We start from the raw sequence: 20,815 nt of genomic DNA, 5'->3' as shown, positions 1-20,815 counted from the left end.
CCATGTCTTGGGAAGAGCTCCGCGCGTCGCTGCGCCAGACCGCACAGCGCGAGAAGCGCCACGACGGACCCCTGTCGATCATCGGCACCATGGCATTGCTGTCAGCCGTGGCCGGCATCCTCGTGGCGGCGATCTTCATTCCCGGCACCGCCTTGTTCGCGTCGACGGCCAACAACGTGAGCAACGACATCGTCAACCTCCCGCTCGAGCTCAACGACCAGCCGAGCGCCCAGACCACACGCCTCCTGGCCTCCAACGGCGACCTCATCGCCTACTTCTACGAGGAGAACCGGCAGGACATCCCGCTGGCCAAGATCTCGCCGCTCATGCAGGAAGCGATCCTCTCGATCGAGGACGCCCGGTTCTACGAGCACGGCGCGCTCGACCTCAAGGGCACGCTCCGCGCACTCGTCAACAACGCGTCGGAGGGCCAGACCCAGGGTGGCTCCTCGATCACGCAGCAGCTCGTCAAGCTGACGCTCGTCTCGCAGGCCACGACCAAGAAGCAGCGGATGGCCGCGATCAAGAAGTCCACGGCCCGCAAGATCCGTGAGCTCAAGCTCGCGATCCAGTACGAGGAGACGCACACCAAGAAGGAGATCCTCGAGCGCTACCTCAACCTCGCCTACTTCGGCGACAGCGCGTACGGCATCAGTGCCGCGTCCTACCACTACTTCTCCGTGAGCCCGGCGAAGCTCAACGTACGCCAGGCCGCGACGCTGGCCGGCCTGGTCAAGAACCCGGTCCAGTTCGACCCCCGCATCTATCCCGAGAAGGCGCTCGCGCGTCGCAACACGGTCCTCGCCGTCATGGCGCGGCTCGGCAAGATCTCGGAGGCCGACGCCAAGCGCTACCAGGCAGCTCCGCTGGGCCTCAAGGTCACCAAGTTCCCCAACGGCTGCGTCTCGACCGTCGCCGAGTTCTCGTGCGACTACGTACGCCGCTATCTGCTCCGCACGTCAGCGCTCGGCGCCACGGTCGCTGACCGCCAGCGTGCGCTCGAGCGCGGCGGCCTGACGATCAAGTCAAACATCGACGTCCGCATGCAGAAGGCCGTCAACAAGGCCGTCTCCGAGACCGTGGCACCCAAGGACGGGGCGATCGGTGCGATGGCGCTGCTCGAGCCCGGCACGGGCAAGGTCAAGGGTCTGGCCCAGTCCAAGCCGATGGGCAACAACAAGAAGAAGGGTCAGTCCTTCATCAACTTCACCGTGCCGAAGGCCTACGGCGACTCCGGCGGGTTCCCGGCCGGCTCGACGTTCAAGATGTTCACCGACGCCGCGGCGCTCAAGCAGGGCATCGACGTCGGCCAGACGTTCAAGTCGCCGGGCAAGATCACCATGCGGCCCGGCAGCTACTTCGCCTGCAACGGCGGCGGCACTCAGGTCTGGGAGCCGGAGAACTCCACCGGCAACGGCACGTTCAACATGTACACCGGCACCCGGCTCTCGGTGAACACCTACTTCGCCCAGCTCGAGAAGAAGGCCGGCCTCTGCAACGTCGTACGCGCGGCGGAGTCGATGGGCATCAAGGTCCCCGACCGTGACCAGGTCGGCCCGTTCACCCTTGGCGTCACCAACGTCAGCCCGCTCGACATGGCAGCGGCCTACGCCGTGCCGGCCTCCGGCGGGATGTACTGCAAGCCGCTGCCGATCGACTCGATCGTCGACGCCAACGGCAAGACGATCCGCAAGTTCCGGCCCAACTGCGAGCGCGTCATGAGCAAGGACGACGCCGCCCAGATCAACGACATCCTGCGCGGTGTCCAGGAGCCCGGCGGCTTCGGCTACGACCTCGGCGGCACCGGCCTGAGCATTCCTTCAGCCGCCAAGACCGGAACGGCCCAGGACAACCAGTCGGTCTGGTACGCCGGCTACACGCCCAAGCTCGCGGCGATGGCGATGATCGCCGGCGTCAAGAAGAACGGCAGCCCGAAGTCACTCGCAGGCGTCACGATCAACGGCCGGTTCCTCGACTTCCACACCGTCGGCGGCAGCTCGCTGGCCGGCCCGATGTGGGCCAAGGCGATGCACGTCATCGAGGACTTCCTGCCGTCGGTCCAGTTCGACACCCCGCCCAAGACCAAGCCCACGGCGCCCAAGAAGGAGAAGAAGAGGCCGGCGAACAATGACACCGGCACGACGACAGATGGCGCAGGCACCGGGACCAACGGGCCGGGCAACGGCACGGATGGTCCCGGCAACGGGACCGACGGCTGAGCGTCAGGCGCCCAGCTGGCGCTTGACCTCGGCTGCGACGGCACCGCCGTCGGCCTTGCCCTTGACCTGCGGTGACACGATGCCCATGACCTTGCCCATCGCCTTCATGCCCTCGCCCGCGGCACCGACCGACTCGACGGCAGCGGACACGATCACGGCGATCTCTTCAGCGGACAGCTGAGCCGGCAGGTACTCGGCGAGGATCTCCGCCTCGGCGCGCTCCTTGTCGGCGAGCTCGGGGCGATTGCCCTCGGCGAACGCCTCGGCAGCCTCGCGGCGCTTCTTGGCCTCCGAGCCCAGCACCGTGATGATGTCCTCGTCGCTCAGCTCCCTGACCTCCTTGCCGGCGACCTCGGCGTTGGTGATCGCCGTGAGCACCATCCGCAGGGTCGACGTGCGCAACGCGTCGCGCGCCTTCATCGAGGTGGTGAGGTCGTCGTGAAGCTGGTCCTTGAGTCCTGACATACGTCACATTGTCGCAGGACCGAGCACCGGTAGCGTCGCGGCCATGAGGGACCCGCGACCCGCCCGCGCGGTGCGGTGGCGGCCCTCGACCGACCTGGTCAGCGCGACCGTCACGATGACTGCCGTGCTCGGCACGTTCGGCACGACGTTGGCGCTGAGCAAGGTCGCGGACTTCGGTGCCACCCTCACCGTCCTCTCGGTCGTCCTCTCGCTGACCCTCGGACGGCTGGAGGGACACGGGTCCTGGCGGAGCCGCGGCGTGCGGCTGGCGACGCTCGTCGTCGTGGCGATCGCGGCCCGGTACGTCGCCGAGATCATGTTCCACCACGACGTGCTCGGCGGTGCCCTGCTGGCCGTGGGCCTCAGCGCTCCCATCCTGCTGCGCCGGCTCGGAACCGTCGCGAGCCGACTCGGCAGCCTCATGTCGTTGCCGTTCGTGGCCGTACTGACGACCCCGGCCGTTGCCGGCCCGGCCGACCACGACGCATGGTGGGCTCCGGTGATCGCCGTCGTGGCGTACGCATGGGTCGTCGCTGCGACGACGGTCGCGCACCTCCTCGGTCTGCTGCACGAAGCTCCGCCGTCGCCGGTACGACCGCCGACCGGCCGTGTGCTCGACGCCAGCGCTCGCATGGCGATCCAGATGCTGGTCTCGCTGAGCCTCGCGCTGCTCGTCGGTCACGTCGCCTTCGACGAGCACTGGCCCTGGGTCGTCATCACGGCATTCGTCGTCAACAGCGGCAACCGCGGTCGCGGCGACGTGCTCGCCAAGAGCGTGCTGCGTGTCCTCGGCGCCCTCGTCGGCACGACGGCGGCGACCCTGATCGCCGGCCGGGTCACACCTGGATCGCACGCCTCCGTGGTCGCGATCTTCGTCGTGCTGGCGATCGGCACCTGGCTGCGGCCGCGCGGATACGCGTACTGGGCCGGGTGCGTCACCGCCGTGCTGGCACTGCTCTACGGCTACTACGGCACCGGACAGGACAGCCAGCTGGAGGTGCGCCTGCTCGCCATCGTGATCGGCGGTGTCATCGCGGTCGTGGTCTCGTGGTTCCTGCTGCCGATCAGGACGCGAGATGTCGCTCGGCGTCGCGTGGCCGGCGTGCTCGCTGCTGTCCAAGACGTCGTGTCGGCTCGCCTTGCGGGCGATGAGCCAGACGTCACCGCCCTCCGTGCGTCGCGGCGCGACCTCGAGCTCATCCGGCCCACCTGGCACCTGCACAGCAGACTCGGTCGGGCGACGACGGCCCCGGCGCACGCGCTCGACGCCGTCCTGGCAGTCGCCGACGCGGCGGCCGAGCTGGGGCCGGCCCCGCGCCGTGCGCCTCTCGGCCAGGCCGCCCGCGACCTGGGGAGCGTACGCCGCCTGCTGCGGGGCTCCGACCACGTCACCGGGCTGACTCCCGACCTCGTCGCCATCGCCGCGCGACTCCGTGAGGCGAGTGCCCAGGCGTAAGGGAGACTGGTGGCGTGCGTCCCTTGCTCTGGCCCATCGCGGCAGCCGCGGCCGGACTGGCGTACGCCTCGGTGTACGAGGTCCGCGCGTTCACCCTGCGCAAGGTCACGGTGCCGGTGCTCGCGCCCGGGTCCGAGCCGTTGCGCGTGCTGCACCTGTCCGACACCCACATGACTCCGAGCCAGCACAAGAAGCAGGAGTGGCTGCGCGGCCTCGCCGACCTGCAGCCCGACCTGGTCGTCAACACCGGCGACAACCTGGCCCACCTCGATGCCGTGCCGTCGGTCCTGCGGGCGTACGGGGACCTGCTCGACCTGCCGGGTGCGTTCGTGTTCGGGTCCAACGACTACTTCTCGCCCGTCGCGAAGAACCCGGTCAACTACCTCCGTGGCGGCACGGGTGGCGACTGGCGGCGCACCCGCGACCTGCCGTTCGACCAGCTACGTCATGCGTTCGAGCAGCGCGGCTGGGTCGACCTGAGCAACCGGCACGCGTCGTTCGTCGCCGGTGGTCGGCGGCTCTCGTTCGTCGGGGTCGACGACCCGCACCTCAACTACGACGTCCTCGATGACGTCCCGGCCGACACCACGGCCGACCTCGCGATCGGCGTGGCGCACGCTCCCTACCTGCGGGTGCTCGACCGCTGGAACTCGCTCGGCTATCCCCTGATCATGGCCGGCCACACGCATGGCGGCCAGCTCCGGCTCCCGTTCTACGGAGCCCTCGTGACCAACTGCGACCTCGATCGGGCCCGGGCTCGCGGGCTGCACCGGCACCAGGTCGAGGGTCACGACCCCTCGTGGCTGCACGTCTCGGCAGGGCTCGGCACCTCGCCCTACACGCCGGTACGTTTTGCCTGCCGCCCCGAGGCGACGTTGCTCACCCTGACTGGGATAGACTCTTCCGGTTCCCTCATCTAGGGAGCATTCGGGCTGTGGCGCAGCTTGGTAGCGCGCGTCGTTCGGGACGACGAGGCCGCAGGTTCAAATCCTGTCAGCCCGACCATGTGAATGGCCGAACCCCCAGGGGTTCGGCCATTCGCGTTCGGTCACCAGCGCGGGCTGAACGTCATGACCGGCACCGACCCGCCCTCGTGCCGGCGCGGCTCGGGGGTCACCGGGCCCCAGCCCGTCGCGATGAGGACCAGCTTCGTCAGGTTCGTCAGGAATGCGTACATCGGACTGCCTCTCGTCGTGTGCCGCCTGTCGGAGCGGCATCTGCACGTACGACGAACGGGCACCGCCCGAATCCGACATCACGGACGCCGACCTCGTCCTGAGCGCGAAACTCAACCTGATCGCAACGTTCGGCCGACGGTGGCGCGACACCCCCTGTGAAAGACTCAGCGCATGGTTGACGAGCAGCAGCCCGCCAAGAAGGTGGTCAAGCGCGTCGTCAAGAAGACCGTCGTCCGCCCGGCGTCACCGCCGCCGGCCGAGACCGTCCGCTACGGTCGGCCGGTCCCCACGACTCGCGCCAGACCGCAGGCCAAGGTCGCCAGCCGTCCGGGTGCCAAGCCTGCCGGCACGACGAAGACCCGGCCCAGGGTCAAGGTCGGAGCGGCGGGCAAGGCCCTGACCTCACGCGGTGCGGGTGTCGCATCGGGGGTTGCCGGCGCCACGGGCTCGGCCGCACGAGCCACCAGCGATTTCGTCGCCGACCGGTTCCATGCCCTCATGGACTGGCGGGTCCCGCACATCGATCCCCGGCTGGCCGCGCCCATCACGGGTCTCATCGTGGGCCTGGTGTCGGTGGGCCTCGGCCTCGTCGCGCTCGAGATCTTCAACGACGTACGCGGCGTGGCCTCCGGCGGCAAGCAGTGGGGATCCCTGACGTTCGTGGTCGTCACGTTCATAGCGATGCTCCTCGGCGACGTGCTGCTCAGGGCATTCGGCGCGACGCGAGCCGGGCTGATCAGCTTCCTCGCCGTCGTCCTCACGATCGTCGCGATCCTGGGCCTGTTCCTCGAGATGGCCGACGACCAGCGGGCGTTCGTGCTGGTCCCGGTGCTCGGCGCGGTGACCTATTTCGTGTCCCACTGGCTCATCACGGTGGCCGAGAGCAGTCCTACACTTCCCGAGTGACCGACATCCTCTGGAGTCCGCCCCTCGACGGCACCTCGAGGCTCGAGCGGTTCATGCAGGGCCTCGACCGGTCGTTCGCCGACTACCACGCGCTGTGGGCCTGGTCGGTCGAGCAGCCCAACGACTTCTGGCGCGCTGCGTGGCACCACTTCGACATCCCCGCTGACGGAGACCCGACGATCGCCCTCGCCGACGCGTCGATGCCGGGGGCGGTGTGGTTCCCGGACGTACGACTGAACTACGCCGAGGCGATGCTCCGGATGCCCGGACGGCGCGATGACGACGTCGTGGTGGTGGCCGCCTCGCAGAGCCGCGACGACGTACGCCTGACCGCCCGCGAGCTGCGTGACCAGGTCTCGCGGGCGCGCGCCGGCCTCCAGCGCGCCGGGGTGGAGGCGGGCGACCGGGTCGCGGCATACTCCCCCAACATCCCCGAGACCCTCGTGCTGCTGCTCGCCGCCGCGAGTCTCGGCGCGGTGTTCTCCTCGTGCGCCCCGGAGTTCGGCACGCAGAGCGTCGTCGACCGGTGGCGACAGATCGAGCCGACCGTCCTGCTGGCGGTCGACGGCTATCGCTACGGCGGCAAGGGGGTCGATCGCCGGGCCGAGGTCGAGGCGATCACCAGCAGCCTGCCGAGCCTGCGCACCGTCGTGTGGCTGCCCTACCTCGATCCCGCTGCACCTGCGCCTGAAGGTGCGATCACATGGGGCGAGCTCACCGCCGAGGCCGGTCCGTTGGAGTTCGTACGCCTACCGTTCGCGGCGCCGCTCTACGTGCTGTTCTCCTCCGGCACGACCGGACTGCCGAAGCCGATCGTGCATGGCCACGGCGGCATCACGATCGAGCACCTCAAGTCCTTGGCGTTCCACCACGACCTCGGCCCGGCCGACCGGTTCTTCTGGTTCTCGACGACCGGGTGGATGATGTGGAACCTGCTGATCTCGGGGCTTGCGGTCGGCGCGACGATCGTCATGTTCGACGGCAACCCGGCGCATCCCGACCTCGCCATGCTGTGGCAGCTCGCCGAGCGCCTCGAGATGACGTACTTCGGCACCAGTGCACCCTTCCTGCTGCAGTGCCGCAAGGAAGGTCTCGTGCCGCGCGAGGTCGCCGACCTGTCGCGGCTGCGTGGCGTCGGCTCGACCGGGGCGCCTCTGCCGGCCGAAGGATACCGCTGGGTCTACGACGCGGTCAGCCCCACTGCGCAGCTCGGCTCGATCTCGGGCGGCACGGACGTCTGCTCAGGATTCGTGGGCGCTGCGCCGATCGTCCCGGTCTACGCGGGGGAGATCTCGTGCCGCCTGCTCGGCTGCGCCGTCGAGGCGTACGACGACGATCGTCACGCGGTGATCGGATCGCTCGGTGAGCTCGTCATCACGCAGCCGATGCCGTCGATGCCGGTCGGCTTCTGGGGCGACGCCGACGGGTCGCGCTACCGGGCGGCCTACTTCGAGGACATCCCCGGCGTCTGGCGCCATGGCGACTGGCTCACGATCACCGAGCGGGGCACCTGCGTCATCACGGGGCGCAGCGACGCGACGCTCAACCGCGGCGGCGTACGCCTCGGGACTGCCGAGTTCTACACCGTCGTCGAGGCCTTGCCCGAGGTCGCCGACAGCCTCGTCGTGCACCTCGAGGACGATGAGGGCGGTGCCGGTCAGCTGCTGCTGTTCGTCGTGCTGGTCGAAGGGCTCGACCTCGACGAGGCGCTGCACCAGCGCATCGCGATCGCCCTGCGCACGCAGCTCTCGCCGCGCCACGTGCCCGACGCGATCCGCCAGGTCGCTGCGCTCCCCCGCACACTGTCGGGCAAGAAGCTCGAGGTGCCGGTCAAGAAGATCCTGCAGGGCGCGTCGATCGAGGACGCCGCCGCCAAGGGCGCGCTGACCGACCCAGCATCCCTCGACGCATTCGTCACGATCCGCGAGTCGCTCTGACCCGCGGGCGGTGACTTGGTCGCCCATCAACGTGCGTGAAAGGCGACTCGCCCACCGCCGGTTGCGGCGATGGGCGAGCAGGTCACCGCTCCAACGGGTCAGACCAGCAGCTCGGCGATCTGGATCGTGTTGAGGGCCGCACCCTTGCGGAGGTTGTCGCCGCTCACGAACAGCACGAGGCCGCGCTGGTCGTCGACGCTCTGGTCCTGACGGATGCGGCCGACCAGACTCGGGTCGGTGCCGGCCGCCTGCAGCGGGGTCGGGACGTCGACGAGCTTGACACCCGCAGCACCCGAGAGCAGCTCCATGGCGCGTTCAGGCGTGATCGACCGGGCGAACTCGGCGTTGATCGACAGCGAGTGACCCGTGAACACCGGAACGCGTACGCAGGTGCCCGCGACCTTGAGGTCGGGGAGGTGCAGGATCTTGCGGCTCTCGTTGCGGAGCTTCTGCTCCTCGTCGGTCTCGTACGAGCCGTCGTCGACGACCGAGCCGGCCATCGGCAGGACGTTGAACGCGATGGGCGCGACGTACTTGACGGGGGCCGGGAACGTGACGGCACTGCCGTCGTAGGCCAGCTCGTTGGCCTTGTCGACCACCGCGAGCGCCTGCCCGTGCAGCTCCTGGACGCCGGCGATGCCGGAGCCCGAGACCGCCTGATAGCTGCTGACCACGAGTCGTACGAGCTGGGCCTCGTCGTGCAGCGGCTTGAGGACCGGCATCGCGGCCATCGTGGTGCAGTTGGGGTTGGCGATGATGTTCTGGGTCGCCTTGGCGACGTCCTCGGGGTTGACCTCGCTGACGATCAGCGGGATCTCGGGGTCCTTGCGGAACGCCGAGGAGTTGTCGATGACCATCGCGCCGGCGGCGGCGAAACGGGGCGCCTGCGCCTTGGAGGTCGTGGCCCCAGCGGAGAACAGCGCGATGTCGAGCCCGGACGGGTCGGCGGTCGCGGCGTCCTCGATGACGATCTCGCCGCCCTTCCAGGGCAGCGTCTTGCCGGCCGAGCGCGAGGACGCGAAGAACCGCACCTCGTCGGCGGGGAAGTTGCGCTCCTCGAGGATGCTGCGCATGGCGACGCCGACCTGCCCGGTCGCGCCGACGATTCCGATGCTGGTCATCGCCCGGTTCCTCCGTAGACCACGGCCTCGACCTCGTCGGTGCCGAGGTCGAAGGCGGCGTGCGCGGCGTTGACGGCCGCGTCGATCTGGTTCTCGGTCACGACGACGGAGATGCGGATCTCCGAGGTCGAGATCATCTCGATGTTGACCCCCGCGTCGGCAAGCGCGCGGAAGAAGCGGGCCGTGATGCCCGGTGACGACCGCATGCCGGCGCCGACGATCGACACCTTGCCGACGCTGTCGTCGTACTGCAGCTGCTCGAAGCCGACCTGGTCCTTGAGCCGGGCCAGCGCCGTCATCGCGGTCTGGCCGTCAGCACGGGGCAACGTGAACGAGATGTCGGTCAGTGAGGTGGTGGCGGCCGAGACGTTCTGCACGATCATGTCGATGTTGATCTGCGCATCCGCGAGCGCCTGCAGGATCGTGGCGGCCTCGCCGACCTTGTCGGGCACGCCGACGACGGTGATCTTGGCCTCGCTGCGGTCGTGCGCGACGCCGGAAATGATGGCTTGTTCCATGGAGTGCCCCTCTTGGATGACGTCCTCGGTCTTGACGACCCAGGTGCCGGTCTTGTCGGAGAACGACGAACGTACGTGAATCGGCATGTCGTTGCGGCGGGCGTACTCGACGCACCGCAGGTGCAGGATCTTGGCGCCGTTGGCCGCCATCTCGAGCATCTCCTCGTACGAGATGCGAGGGATCTGGCGGGCGTTGGGCACGATGCGCGGGTCGGCGGTGAAGATGCCGTCGACGTCGGTGTAGATCTCACAGACGTCGGCGTCGAGCGCCGCGGCGAGGGCGACTGCCGTGGTGTCGGAGCCACCACGGCCCAGCGTCGTGATGTCCTTGGTGGTCTGCGAGACGCCTTGGAACCCGGCGACGATCGCGATCGCGCCCTCGGCGAGCGCGGCCTCGATGCGGCCGGGGGTCACGTCGATGATCTTGGCCCGGCCGTGCTCGGAGTCGGTGATGACGCCGGCCTGCGAACCCGTGAACGAGCGCGCCTCCTGACCGAGCGTGCCGATCGACATTGCGAGGACCGCCATGCTGATGCGCTCACCGGCGGTCAGCAGCATGTCGAGCTCGCGGCCCGGGGGCAGCGGCGCGACCTGGCTCGCGAGGTCGATGAGCTCATCGGTCGTGTCGCCCATGGCGGAGACGACGACAACGACGTCGTGACCGGCCTTCTTGGTCGCGACGATGCGCTGGGCGACCCTCTTGATGCTGGTTGCGTCGGCAACCGAGGAGCCGCCGTACTTCTGGACGACAATGCCCACGATTGTTCCTTGGAGCTGGGAAACGTACGGATTGCGCGACGCTGCGCGCGTCAAGTCTACCGGTTCGCCCGGAGTGGCAGGTGTCGTGATCCTGCCGATGGACAGCGAGAAGCCGTCAGCCTCCGACGGCGGCGTTGCCGATCGTCGTTCGACCCTCGAATGCACGACCGAGGGTGAGCTCGTCGGCGTACTCGAGGTCGCCGCCGACGGGCAGTCCGCTCGCGAGCTTGCTGACCCGGAGGCCGAGCGGCGTCAGCATGCGGATGAGGTAGGTCGCGGTCGCCTCGCCCTCGAGGTTGGGGTCGGTCGCGATGATGACCTCGGTGACGACGCCGTCCTGCAGCCGCTGGAGCAGCTCCTTGATGCGCAGCTGGTCGGGGCCGATGCCGGCGATCGGCGAGATCGCCCCGCCGAGCACGTGATAGCGGCCGCGGAACTCCCGCGTGCGTTCGATCGCGACGACGTCCTTGGACTCCTCGACGACGCAGATCACGCTCAGGTCGCGGCGCGGGTCGGCGCACACGCGGCACTCGGTATCGACCGTGACGTTGCCGCAGATCGAGCAGAAGTGGACCTTGGCCTTGACCTCGACGAGCGTCGCGGCGAACCGGCGTACGTCTTCGGGGTCGGCGTCGAGCAGGTGGAACGCGATGCGTTGCGCGCTCTTGGGACCGATGCCGGGGAGTTGCCCGAGCTCATCGATCAGATCTTGAATCACGCCGTCATACATATGCGTTCAGTCTATGGGGGCGAGGAAGGACTGGAGCATCTCGTGGCCGCGCGCCGTGAGGATGGATTCGGGATGCATCTGCACGCCTTCAACGGGGTGGCTGCGGTGGCGTACGCCCATGACGATGCCGGACGCGGTGTGGGCCGTCGCTTCGAGCTCGTCGGGCAGCGTCGCGGGATCGATCACGAGCGAGTGGTAGCGGGCGCAGACCAGCGGCGTCGGCAGTCCGGCGTAGACGCCCCGGCCGTCGTGGTGCACCAGCGAGGGCTTGCCGTGGACGACCTCCGGCGCGCGAACGACCGCGGCACCGTACGCCTCGCCGATCGCCTGGTGGCCGAGGCACACCCCGAGGATCGGCGTCGTCGGACCGAGCCGGCGGATCGCCTCGATGCTGACGCCGGCGTCGGACGGCGTGCCGGGGCCCGGCGAGACGATGAGGTGGGTGAAGTCGCCGCGCTCACGAGCCGCGACGAGCTCGTCGACCGTGACGGCGTCGTTGCGGATGACCTCTGCCTGCGCGCCGAGCTCGCCGGCGTACTGGACGAGGTTGTAGACGAACGAGTCGTAGTTGTCGATGAACAGGACCGTGGCCTGGGTGGGCGGTGGGTCAGCGTCCACCGGAACCCTCGTCGTGGACGCCAGGTCACCGCTCCCGTCAGGGTCGGACCAGAAGCGGCGGAGCTCGTCGCGGAGCCAGGTGGTCGTACGCCCGACCGGCCACGTCCCGACGTCGTCGCACGCGATGACCGGCACGACGCCGCGGAGCGAGTTGCTGACGAACACCTCGGTCGCCGCCGTCAGGTCGTCGATCGTGAGCCGGCGTTGGAACACCGGCACGGAGGCCTCGCGCAGGATCTCGATGACCCGCGCCCTGGCGGTGCCGGGCAGGATGCGTCCGTCGCTCGGCGGCGTGTGGACCCCGTCGTCGTGCACGACGAAGATGTTGGCGCGAGCGGTCTCGAGGATCGCGCCGTCCTCGGCGAGCAGGAGCAAGTCGCGGTCCGGGGCGCCGTGCCACGACAGTGCTCGCCGGTCGGCCCACTTGTGCTGGCCGAAGCCGCCCTCGAGGGTCCGCGGGGTCAGCGTCCACACGTCGGCGTCGTCGTCGATGACCCGGCTGCTCATCGTCACCACGACGCCGTCGTCACGCGGCACGGCGTCGATGCGCATGCGCTGGCGACCCGTGAGCCGCGCTGTCCTGCGCAGCACGGCATCGTCGAGGCCGGCGCGGATCGTCGTGCCGTAGACCGCCCGCACGCTGGCGTCGAGCCGCGCGAGGTGCGCCTCGAGGTCGGCGACACGTCCGTCCTCGACCAGCAACGTGTCGTAGATGCCGAGCGACTCGTCGACCGTCGCGTCGGGCACCGCGGCTCTCGCGGACGGTGGCTCGTCGGTTCCCGGGGCATCCGCGGTGAGCTCGAGCGCCCCTCCGATCGCGTCGATCAACGGTCGCGCCTTGACGAGGCACTCGGCGTACTCGCCGTCGGGCGTGGAGTCCGCCACGACACCGCCGCCGACGCCGAGCCAGACTCTTTCTGGCGCTTGTCCTTGGCTTGTCGAAGGGAACTCGAACGTCCGGATGACGACGTTGAGCTCGAGACCTGCAGCGGCACTGACGTGCCCGATCGCGCCGGTGTAGGCCTCACGCCCGGTGGCCTCGAGGTCGTTGATGATCTCCATCGCTCGCACCTTGGGGGCGCCGGTGACCGAGCCGGGCGGGAACGTCGCCCGCAGCAGCTCGGAGTCGCGTACGCCGTGGGCGACGTGGCCGACGACGTCGGAGACGAGGTGCCAGACCGCGTGGCGCTCGGCGCGGGTGATGGCCGGGACGCGGACCGAGCCGGGCACGCTGACGCGGCCCAGGTCGTTGCGCATCAGGTCGACGATCATGATGTTCTCGGCGCGGTTCTTGGCCGAGGCGACGAGCTCGTCAGGGTCGGTGTCGAGCGGCGCGGTGCCCTTGATCGGCGAGCTCAGCACCTCGTCGCCCGTGCGGCGCAGGAACAGCTCGGGCGAGAAGCTCACCAGCGCGCCTTCAGGGCTCGAGACGTATGCGGCGTAGGCCGGGTGCAGCGCCTCGACGCCGGTGCAGAACACATCGAGAGGATCGCCCCTGAACGGCGCCTCGAGCCGGGTACACAGGTTGGCCTGGAAGATGTCGCCCGCGGCGATGTGTTCGAGCACGGTGGCCAGCGCGGCCCGGTGTGCCTCGGGCGTCGGCGTCATCTCGAACGTACCGACCTCGTACGCCTGGGCGGCGGCGCTCCCCCGCAGGATGTCGATGATCCGGGCATCGCGCTCGGCGTCGGGCTTGAGCGATTCGAGCCACCAGGTGCCGTCGGTGCGCCGCAGGACGTGGTCGTAGAACGCAATGCGGTGATCAGGCTGCTCGATCGGGCGGCCCGGGGCCGGCGGCAGGTCCTCGATGAGACGGCCGAGCTGATAGCCCCAGGCACCGATCCAGCCGCCGCCGAAGCCGCCGACGTCGGAAGGCAGCGGTTCGAGGTCGATGCCGGTGAAGGGGTCGCCGTCGAGCACCGTGGCGGGGTCGAACGCGATGAGCGCCTCGCCGTGGTGCCAGGCGCCGAGCAGCGCGACGAGCCGATCGCGGCCGCGGAACAGCCGCAGGACGTCGAGCGGGTCGAGGTCGAGGTCGAGCCGGGTGCGGCCGAGGCCGTGGTCAGTCGTGGCGGGACTCGTCAATGACGTGCGCCCCCAGCTCCCGGCTCAGGAGGTCCTCGGGGTCGATCTCCTCGTGGTCCACGACCGGGTCGTCGCGGGTGGCCGAGGCATCGGGGTCCTCGCGGGCCTCTGGGGTGACCGGGTCTCGGAGCGCCTCGCGTACGGACTCGGGCGCCGAGACCCCCTTGCGGGGGGCTGCGGGCGCTGGGTCCGGGGACTCCGGCTCGTCGGAGCTGCCCGCGCCGGGACGGGCGGTCGGGTCGACGATCGCCTCGATCTTCCAGCTGACCCCGAGCACGGCGTGCAGCGCCTGCTGGACGTACTCCTCGGACCGGCTGTTGATGAACGAGTCGCGGGCGCCGGCGTTGACGAGCGCGATCGTCAACGTGGTGCCGTCGAGACCGGTGACCTGGGCGTTCTGGCTGAGCATGACCCAGGCGAAGCGCCGCAGGTCGCGGATCTTGTCGAGGATCTCGGGCCACAACCGGCGTACGTCGGCGATCGTGAGGTTGCCGGTGGCCGGCTGGGGTGCGGACTGCGCAACCGCTGGGCCTGACGTTTCTGCTGGTTGCTCGCGGCGAGTCGCAGCAGGAACGTCAGGCTCAGCGGGTTCCTCGATGACGGGCGGGGTGATGGTTGCGGGTACGACCGCCTCGGGTTCGGCCACGGGGGCCGGCTCCTCGGCGACGGGCTCGGCGACGGGGGCGGGCGTCGTTTCGACGGGTTCAACGACCCGTGGACGGGTTGCGACCGGGGGCGCTGCAGCCACCGGAGCAGCCGGCGCGGGGGCACCGCCGTCGATCGAGAGCCGGCGCTCGAGCCGGTCGAGCCGGGCCTGGAACCCCTGGGCCGAGTTGTCGGACCCGGGCACGAGGATCCGGGCGCACATCAGCTCGAGCAGCAGACGTGGCGCCGTGGCACCGCGGAACTCGATCAGCGCGGCGTTGACGATGTCGGCGGCACGGGTGAGCTCGGAGGGGCCGAAGTTGCTGGCCTGGCTCAGCAGGCGCTCCGCACGGTCGCCCGGGACGTCGAGCAGACCCTTGGACAGCGCATCGGGAACCGCAGCGACGATCACCAGATCGCGCAGCCGCTGGAGCAGGTCCTCGGCGAACCGGCGCGGGTCCTGGCCCGACTCGATGACCTTGTCGACGACGCCGAACACCGTGGAGCCGTCGCTCGCGGCGAACGCGTCGACGACCTCGTCGAGCAACGAGTCAGGGGTGTAGCCGAGCAGCTGCACCGCGAGGTCGTAGGTCACGCCCTCCGGACCGGCGCCGCCGAGCAGCTGGTCGAGCACGCTGAGGGTGTCTCGCACCGAACCCTGGCCGGCGCGTACGACCAGCGGCAACGCGTTGGGCTGGAGCGCGACGTGCTCGGACTCGCACAGCTGCAGGAGGTAGTCGCCCAGGGTCTTGGGCGGCACCAGTCGGAACGGGTAGTGGTGCGTGCGCGAGCGGATCGTGCCGATGACCTTGTCGGGCTCGGTCGTGGCGAAGATGAACCGCAGGTGCGGCGGCGGCTCCTCGACGAGCTTGAGCAGCGCGTTGAAGCCCTGCGGCGAGACCATGTGCGCCTCGTCGATGATGTAGACCTTGTAGCGGCTGTTGACCGGAGCGAAGAACGCCCGCTCGCGCAGGTCACGCGCATCGTCGACGCCGCCGTGGCTGGCCGCGTCGATCTCGATGACATCGATGCTGCCGGGCCCGCCGCGCGCCAGGTCACGGCAGCTCTGGCACTCGCCGCACGGATCGGCGATCGGCGCCTTCTCGCAGTTGAGGGCACGCGCCAGGATGCGGGCGCTGGTCGTCTTGCCGCAGCCTCGCGGACCGGAGAACAGGTAGGCGTGATTGACCCGGTTGGCGGCCAGCGCGTGGCGCAGCGGCTCGGTCACGTGATCCTGCCCGATCACCTCGGCGAACGTCTCCGGCCGGTAGCGGCGATAGAGGGCAAGGGGGGCATCCACGGAGTGAACTCTATAGACCCGGTCCGACGCTGACGAGGCCGTCGACCCGAGCCCGACCAGATCGGGTCAGCCGGCGACTAGCTGACGAGCTGCTTGATCCGCAGCCAGTCGTCCACTGCGGCGTATGCCGCCTTGCGCGGCTCCTCCCGCGAGATGAACACGTCGTGCTTGGCACCCTCGATCGGCACGACCGTGACCTGGTCGCCGAGGCAACCCGACCATCTGGCGATCTGCTTGACGTCGAGGACCGCATCGGCCGTCGCCACGTCCTCGTTGTAGGTCCGAGCAAACCGCGTGCGGGTCGAGCGCAGCACCAGCGACGGCACGCCGACGTCGAGCCCCTTGTGGAGCTTGGCGTGCGCACGACGGATCGCGGTCAGCCAGCCGTACGAGACGGGGAATCCCTCGAGCGGCTTGAACGCCGTGTTGAAGTCCCACTCCCCGTGGGCGCTGACGTGCAGGCTGCTGCCGTACGCGTCGGTGTGCGGCAGCTTGATCATCGACTTGGGCTTGACCCGGGCCACCGCCGCGATCGCCTTGGTGCCGACCGTGCGCATCCACGCCGCACCCTGCAGGTCGAACCACGGGCTGTTGAGCACGAGTCCGGCGATGCCGGCGCCCGTGCTGCCACCAGGCTGCTTGTTGAGCCGGTCGAGCCACAGCGCCAGGACCAGGCCGCCCGTGGAGTGAGCCGACAGCACGACCGGCTTGCCGCCGGTCTCCTCGCGGATGATCGCGAGCGCCTGATCGAGCTCCGCGTCGTAGAGCGCGAGGTCGGAGACGTAGTGACCCGTCTGGCCCTCGCGTCGGGAGCGGCCGCACTTGCGCAGGTCGAGGGCGTAGAACGCGAATCCCCGCTCGGCGAAGAACTCGGCGAGCTCGCGCTGGAAGAAGTAGTCGCTGAACCCATGGACGTAGAGCACCGCCGACTCGTACGCCTCGGCGGGCACGCGGCGGACCAACGTCGCCTCGACCTGCCCCTCACCGTCGGGATCGGCGCCAAGCGGGATCGTGTGCTGCTGGTAGCCCTCGCCCAGCTCGTCGGGGATCCACTCGGTCATTCATCGCTCCTCGTTTGGACACGGACGTCGGGTCCAACAGTATGGGACGGTGACCGAGACACGTGAGATCCAGCGCACGCTCGACATCGCCCTGCGCGTCGGCGACATGCTCCTGGCCAACGGCGCCGGCGCGGCCGACGTCACCGCCACGATGTCCTCGATCGCGCACCAGCTGGGCCTGCGGCAGGCGCTCGTCGACGTCACGTTCACGACGGTGCACATCAGCTATCAGTCGGGTCCGGACGAGCCGGCCGTCGCGGCGACGCGCCACGTCAAGCAGCGCGAGACCGACTTCGACGACCTGACGCGGGTCGACCATCTCGTACGCGACCTGCTGTCGGACGAGATCGACCTCGACGAGGCTCGCATCCGGCTGGCGCAGATCGCCTCGACGGGTCACCGCACCCCACGCTGGGCCGTCACGCTCAGCTGGGGTGCGATCGGCGCCGGGGTCGCGATGCTGATCGGTGGCGACTGGATCGTCACCCTGATCGCCGCTGTCGCCGCGATCTGCCTCGAGATCCTGCAGCGCTGGTTGTCGCGGCTGCGGCTGCCGTTCTTCTACGCCCAGGTCGCCGGCGGGCTGTTCGCCTCGCTGCTGGCGGTCGGCGCCTCGGCGGCCCACATCTCCACCGATCCGTCGCTCGTCATCACCGCCAGCATCGTCATGCTGCTCGCCGGGCTCGGGTTCATCGGCGCGATCCAGGACGCGCTGACCGACTTCTACGTCACCGCCGTCGCCCGCATCCTCGAGGTCATGATCTCGACGGTCGGCGTGATCGTCGGGGTCAGCGGCGGCCTCACGGTCGGCAGGCTCGTCGGCGTCGACATCAACCTCGACCCCGGTGCGGCCGGGCTCTCGCACCTCCCGCTGGTGGTCGCCGGTGGCGCCCTCAGCGCCGCCGCGTTCGCCTTCGCCGCGTACGCCCCGAGCCGGGTGCTGCTGCCGATCGCCGCGATCGCCGGCGTCGCGTCGGGGATCTACCTCGTGCTGTCCGAGAACGACCTCGGCCGCGCCTGGCCGGCTGCGATCGCGGCGATCTTCATCGGCCTGGTCAGCTACACCGTCGCCAGCCGGGCTCAGGTGCCGCCACTCGTGATCGTCGTGTCCGGCATCGTGCCGCTGCTGCCCGGCCTCTCGATCTATCGCGGTCTATCACTCCTCGGCGCCGACGACTACACCGGCATCCTGCAGATGATCACGGCTGCGGCGATCGCGATCTCACTGGCCGCCGGAGTCATCCTCGGTGAGTACGTCGCACAGCCGCTGCGTCGTGAGGCCCACCGCCTCGAGCAGCGCCTCGCCGGCCCCCGTCTCGTCGGTCCGCTGCGGGCTCGCGCGGTCCGCAAGGCGAGCAAACGAGGAAACATGCACTCGATGTGAATAAAGTTCTCGGCCGCACTAGACTCGCGGTGCGCCGCGTGGCGCGATCGCCGAGGAGTCACACATGAAGCTTCAGCTGTCAGACGAGGACGCAGCCTTCCGCGAGGAGATGCACACCTTCTTCACGACGCAGATCCCGCAGGACGTCCGCGACACCGTCGCCGCCCGCCGCGAGCTCAGCAAGGAGCAGATCGTCGCGTCGGTGCAGGCCATGAACGCCGCCGGGATCGCCGTGCCCAACTGGCCGGTCGAGTGGGGCGGCAAGGACTGGACCCCGCTGCAGCGTCACATCTGGCACGAGGAGATGCAGCTCGCGAACGTACCGCCGCCGCTGCCGTTCAACGCCTCGATGGTCGGCCCGGTCATCGCCGCGTTCGGCTCGCAGGAGATCAAGGAACGCTTCCTGCCCAAGACCGCCAACCTCGACATCTGGTGGTCGCAGGGGTTCTCCGAGCCCGACGCCGGCTCCGACCTCGCGTCGCTGCGCACGACCGCGGTGCGCGATGGCGACGACTACCTCGTCAACGGCCAAAAGACGTGGACCACGCTCGGCCAGTACGGCGACTGGATCTTCACGCTGGTCCGCACGGATCCTTCGGTCAAGAAGCAGGCCGGCATCTCGTTCCTGCTGATCGACATGTCCTCCCCCGGCGTCACGGTCCGCCCGATCGAGCTCATCGACGGCGGACACGAGGTCAATGAGGTGTGGTTCGAGAACGTACGCGTGCCCGCCGAGAACCTCGTCGGTGAGGAGAACAAGGGCTGGGACTACGCCAAGTTCCTGCTCGGCAACGAACGCGTCGGCGTCGCTCCGGTCGGCTCGACCAAGCGCACGCTGTCGCAGGCCAAGGAGTTCGCCAAGACCGCCGGCCCCGGTGGCACGTCGCTGCTCGACGACCCGCTGGTCGCCGCCCAGGTCGCCGATCTCGAGAACGAGATCCTGGCGCTCGAGCTGACCGCCCTGCGTGTCGTCGCCAACTCCGCCGACGGCAAGCCGCACCCCGCCTCGTCAGTGCTCAAGCTGCGCGGCACCGAGCTGCAGCAGGCCGTCACCGAGCTGTTCGTCGACCTCGCCGGTCCCCTGGCGCTGGCCTCCGGCGCGGGCGACGGATCCGACGTACCCGACCTGGCACGGGTCGCGACGCCCAACTACCTCAACTTCCGCAAGGCGTCGATCTACGGCGGCTCCAACGAGGTGCAACGACAGATCATCGCCGGCACGATCCTGGGACTGAGGGGCTGACATGGACTTCCAACTGGACTCCGAGCAAGAGGCCTTGCGCGACGCCGTACGCGGCCTCCTGTCCAAGGCGTACGACACGTCCGAGACCCGCCGTGAGGTGACGAAGCAGGACCCGGGCTGGGGCGACAAGACCTGGCAGCAGCTCGCCGAGATGGGCGTGTTGGGTCTGCCGTTCGCCGAGGAGGACGGCGGCATGGGCGCCGGTCCCGCCGAGGTGTCGATCGTCGCCGAGGAGATCGGGCGAGTCATCGCACCCGAGCCGTTCGTCGAGGCTGTCGTGCTTGCCGGTGGCCTGGTGGCCGCAGCGGGTACGCCCGAGCAGCGCGCTGAGATCCTGGGCGCGCTGGCCGAGGGCGGCCTCGTGCCGGCGTTCGCGCACACCGAGCCGGCGTCCCGCTACGAGCTCGCTGCCACGGGTGTCACGGCCTCCTCCGCCGATGGCGGCTGGACGCTCACCGGCGTCAAGGAGCCGGTGCTCGGCGGCGCGCGGGCCGACCTGTTGATCGTCAGCGCGGCGGTCGACGGCGGCACCGGGCTCTTCCTCGTCAAGCCCGACGCCGACGGCCTCACGCGCACGGGCTACGCGACGTTCGACGGCGGTCGCGCGGCCCACGTCGGCTTCGACAACACCCCGGCGACGCCGTTGGGTGAGCCGGGCGCCGACCAGTCCGACGTCATCGCTGCGACCGTCGCCCGGGCCCAGATCGCATACGGGCACGAGTCGCTCGGCGCGATGGAGACCGCGCTGCGGACGACGACGGAGTACCTCAAGACGCGCAAGCAGTTCGGCGTACCGCTCATGACGTTCCAGGCGCTGACGTTCCGGGCGGCCGACATGTACGTCTCGCTGGAGCTCGCGCGCAGCACCGTGACGTGGGCAACGCTCGTGCTGCTCGACGCTTCGTCAGGCTCAACGAGCGCAGATGAAGTCATCGAGGCGGCGTCTCGCGCCAAGCTGCAGGTCAGCAAGGCGGGCCGGCACATCGGCCAGGAGGCGATCCAGCTGCACGGTGGCATCGGCATGACCGCGGAGTACAGCGTCGGGCACTACATGAGCCGGCTCACCGCGATCGACCACGCCCTCGGCGATGGCCGCCACCACCTCAACCGGCTCGTGGCCACGCTCGACGACCACACCGTCGTCGATCCCCTGCCCTGACGCTGCGGCGGTGAGTTGGCGTCCACTGCGA

General features: G+C 69.5%; 16 protein-coding genes and 1 tRNA gene. 9 read left to right on the top strand and 8 right to left on the bottom strand.

Annotated features, from left to right (window positions below; all coding sequences use genetic code 11):
• The first annotated feature begins 2 nt into the window (after window positions 1-2).
• Window positions 3-2,219 (top strand): transglycosylase domain-containing protein, encoded by a 2,217-nt coding sequence (locus ESP70_RS18105; protein WP_149690682.1) that lies wholly within the window; start codon window positions 3-5, stop codon window positions 2,217-2,219.
• Between the two features lie 3 nt (window positions 2,220-2,222).
• Here the strand turns inward: ESP70_RS18105 and ESP70_RS18100 are convergent, their stop codons facing one another.
• A complete protein-coding gene (locus tag ESP70_RS18100) occupies window positions 2,223-2,684 on the bottom strand; it encodes a GatB/YqeY domain-containing protein (RefSeq protein WP_149690681.1) in 462 nt (153 codons plus the stop codon).
• 43 nt (window positions 2,685-2,727) lie between these two features.
• On the opposite strand from ESP70_RS18100, the gene ESP70_RS18095 reads away from it, so the two are divergent.
• The 3 genes from ESP70_RS18095 to ESP70_RS18085 all read left to right on the top strand — a co-directional run bounded on the left by ESP70_RS18095 (window position 2,728) and on the right by ESP70_RS18085 (window position 5,145).
• Window positions 2,728-4,140, top strand: a complete 1,413-nt coding sequence (locus ESP70_RS18095) for an FUSC family protein (RefSeq protein WP_149690680.1) — start codon at window positions 2,728-2,730, stop codon at window positions 4,138-4,140.
• A 14-nt stretch (window positions 4,141-4,154) separates the two neighbouring features.
• A complete protein-coding gene (locus tag ESP70_RS18090; protein WP_149690679.1) occupies window positions 4,155-5,060 on the top strand; it encodes a metallophosphoesterase in 906 nt (301 codons plus the stop codon).
• 8 nt (window positions 5,061-5,068) lie between these two features.
• A tRNA-Pro gene (locus ESP70_RS18085) sits at window positions 5,069-5,145 on the top strand.
• A 43-nt stretch (window positions 5,146-5,188) separates the two neighbouring features.
• On the opposite strand, the gene ESP70_RS20600 is transcribed toward ESP70_RS18085, so the two are convergent.
• On the bottom strand, window positions 5,189-5,317 hold the full coding sequence (locus ESP70_RS20600; protein WP_281287346.1) for a hypothetical protein: 129 nt from the start codon (window positions 5,315-5,317) through the stop codon (window positions 5,189-5,191).
• Between the two features lie 172 nt (window positions 5,318-5,489).
• Between ESP70_RS20600 and ESP70_RS18080 the strand changes: the two genes are divergently transcribed.
• Both ESP70_RS18080 and ESP70_RS18075 read left to right on the top strand, forming a co-directional pair.
• On the top strand, window positions 5,490-6,224 hold the full coding sequence (locus ESP70_RS18080; protein WP_149690678.1) for a hypothetical protein: 735 nt from the start codon (window positions 5,490-5,492) through the stop codon (window positions 6,222-6,224).
• Window positions 6,221-8,161, top strand: coding sequence for an acetoacetate--CoA ligase (locus ESP70_RS18075; protein ID WP_149690677.1), 1,941 nt, complete (start codon window positions 6,221-6,223; stop codon window positions 8,159-8,161). The genes ESP70_RS18080 and ESP70_RS18075 overlap by 4 nt, the downstream gene beginning before the upstream one ends.
• A gap of 98 nt (window positions 8,162-8,259) precedes the next feature.
• Here the strand turns inward: ESP70_RS18075 and ESP70_RS18070 are convergent, their stop codons facing one another.
• The 6 genes from ESP70_RS18070 to ESP70_RS18045 form a co-directional block, all read right to left on the bottom strand.
• A complete protein-coding gene (locus ESP70_RS18070; protein WP_149690676.1) occupies window positions 8,260-9,282 on the bottom strand; it encodes an aspartate-semialdehyde dehydrogenase in 1,023 nt (340 codons plus the stop codon).
• The gene (locus ESP70_RS18065; RefSeq protein ID WP_149690675.1) at window positions 9,279-10,559 is read right to left on the bottom strand and encodes an aspartate kinase; all 1,281 of its coding nucleotides are present in this window, start codon (window positions 10,557-10,559) and stop codon (window positions 9,279-9,281) included. The genes ESP70_RS18070 and ESP70_RS18065 overlap by 4 nt, the downstream gene beginning before the upstream one ends.
• Window positions 10,560-10,674: 115 nt before the next feature.
• Entirely contained in the window at window positions 10,675-11,289 is a 615-nt protein-coding gene (recR, locus tag ESP70_RS18060) for a recombination mediator RecR (RefSeq protein ID WP_149690674.1), read from the bottom strand.
• Between the two features lie 6 nt (window positions 11,290-11,295).
• Window positions 11,296-13,992 (bottom strand): chorismate-binding protein, encoded by a 2,697-nt coding sequence (locus ESP70_RS20710; protein WP_188110686.1) that lies wholly within the window; start codon window positions 13,990-13,992, stop codon window positions 11,296-11,298.
• Complete coding sequence (locus ESP70_RS18050) at window positions 13,970-15,937, bottom strand: DNA polymerase III subunit gamma and tau (protein WP_149690673.1); 1,968 nt, start codon at window positions 15,935-15,937, stop codon at window positions 13,970-13,972. Before ESP70_RS18050 ends, ESP70_RS20710 begins: the two co-directional genes overlap by 23 nt.
• 77 nt (window positions 15,938-16,014) lie before the next feature.
• Window positions 16,015-16,998 carry an alpha/beta hydrolase gene (locus ESP70_RS18045; protein WP_149690672.1) on the bottom strand — a complete coding sequence of 328 codons (984 nt, stop codon included), beginning with the start codon at window positions 16,996-16,998 and terminating at the stop codon, window positions 16,015-16,017.
• Window positions 16,999-17,047: 49 nt separating this feature from the next.
• Between ESP70_RS18045 and ESP70_RS18040 the strand changes: the two genes are divergently transcribed.
• The 3 genes from ESP70_RS18040 (at window position 17,048) to ESP70_RS18030 (ending at window position 20,784) form a co-directional block, all read left to right on the top strand.
• A complete protein-coding gene (locus ESP70_RS18040) occupies window positions 17,048-18,382 on the top strand; it encodes a threonine/serine exporter family protein (protein ID WP_149690671.1) in 1,335 nt (444 codons plus the stop codon).
• A 64-nt stretch (window positions 18,383-18,446) separates the two neighbouring features.
• A complete protein-coding gene (locus tag ESP70_RS18035; RefSeq protein WP_149690670.1) occupies window positions 18,447-19,625 on the top strand; it encodes an acyl-CoA dehydrogenase family protein in 1,179 nt (392 codons plus the stop codon).
• 1 nt (window position 19,626) lies between these two features.
• Window positions 19,627-20,784, top strand: coding sequence for an acyl-CoA dehydrogenase family protein (locus ESP70_RS18030; protein WP_149690669.1), 1,158 nt, complete (start codon window positions 19,627-19,629; stop codon window positions 20,782-20,784).
• Window positions 20,785-20,815 lie beyond the last annotated feature (31 nt).

It is taken from the genome of Aeromicrobium ginsengisoli (assembly GCF_004134905.2).
GTDB classification, from domain to species: Bacteria; Actinomycetota; Actinomycetes; order Propionibacteriales; family Nocardioidaceae; genus Aeromicrobium; species Aeromicrobium ginsengisoli.
This window is presented reverse-complemented; position numbering and strand designations above follow the sequence as displayed.

What these genes read in the sequence shown, in the direction of transcription:
- ESP70_RS18105 (WP_149690682.1), top strand. Translation starts at nt 3, where the DNA reads ATGTCTTGGGAAGAGCTCCGCGCGTCGCTGCGCCAGACCGCACAGCGC.
- ESP70_RS18100 (WP_149690681.1), bottom strand. Translation starts at nt 2,684, where the DNA reads ATGTCAGGACTCAAGGACCAGCTTCACGACGACCTCACCACCTCGATG.
- ESP70_RS18095 (WP_149690680.1), top strand. Translation starts at nt 2,728, where the DNA reads ATGAGGGACCCGCGACCCGCCCGCGCGGTGCGGTGGCGGCCCTCGACC.
- ESP70_RS20600 (WP_281287346.1), bottom strand. Translation starts at nt 5,317, where the DNA reads ATGTACGCATTCCTGACGAACCTGACGAAGCTGGTCCTCATCGCGACG.
- ESP70_RS18080 (WP_149690678.1), top strand. Translation starts at nt 5,490, where the DNA reads ATGGTTGACGAGCAGCAGCCCGCCAAGAAGGTGGTCAAGCGCGTCGTC.
- ESP70_RS18070 (WP_149690676.1), bottom strand. Translation starts at nt 9,282, where the DNA reads ATGACCAGCATCGGAATCGTCGGCGCGACCGGGCAGGTCGGCGTCGCC.
- recR (WP_149690674.1), bottom strand. Translation starts at nt 11,289, where the DNA reads ATGTATGACGGCGTGATTCAAGATCTGATCGATGAGCTCGGGCAACTC.
- ESP70_RS18045 (WP_149690672.1), bottom strand. Translation starts at nt 16,998, where the DNA reads ATGACCGAGTGGATCCCCGACGAGCTGGGCGAGGGCTACCAGCAGCAC.
- ESP70_RS18035 (WP_149690670.1), top strand. Translation starts at nt 18,447, where the DNA reads ATGAAGCTTCAGCTGTCAGACGAGGACGCAGCCTTCCGCGAGGAGATG.
- ESP70_RS18030 (WP_149690669.1), top strand. Translation starts at nt 19,627, where the DNA reads ATGGACTTCCAACTGGACTCCGAGCAAGAGGCCTTGCGCGACGCCGTA.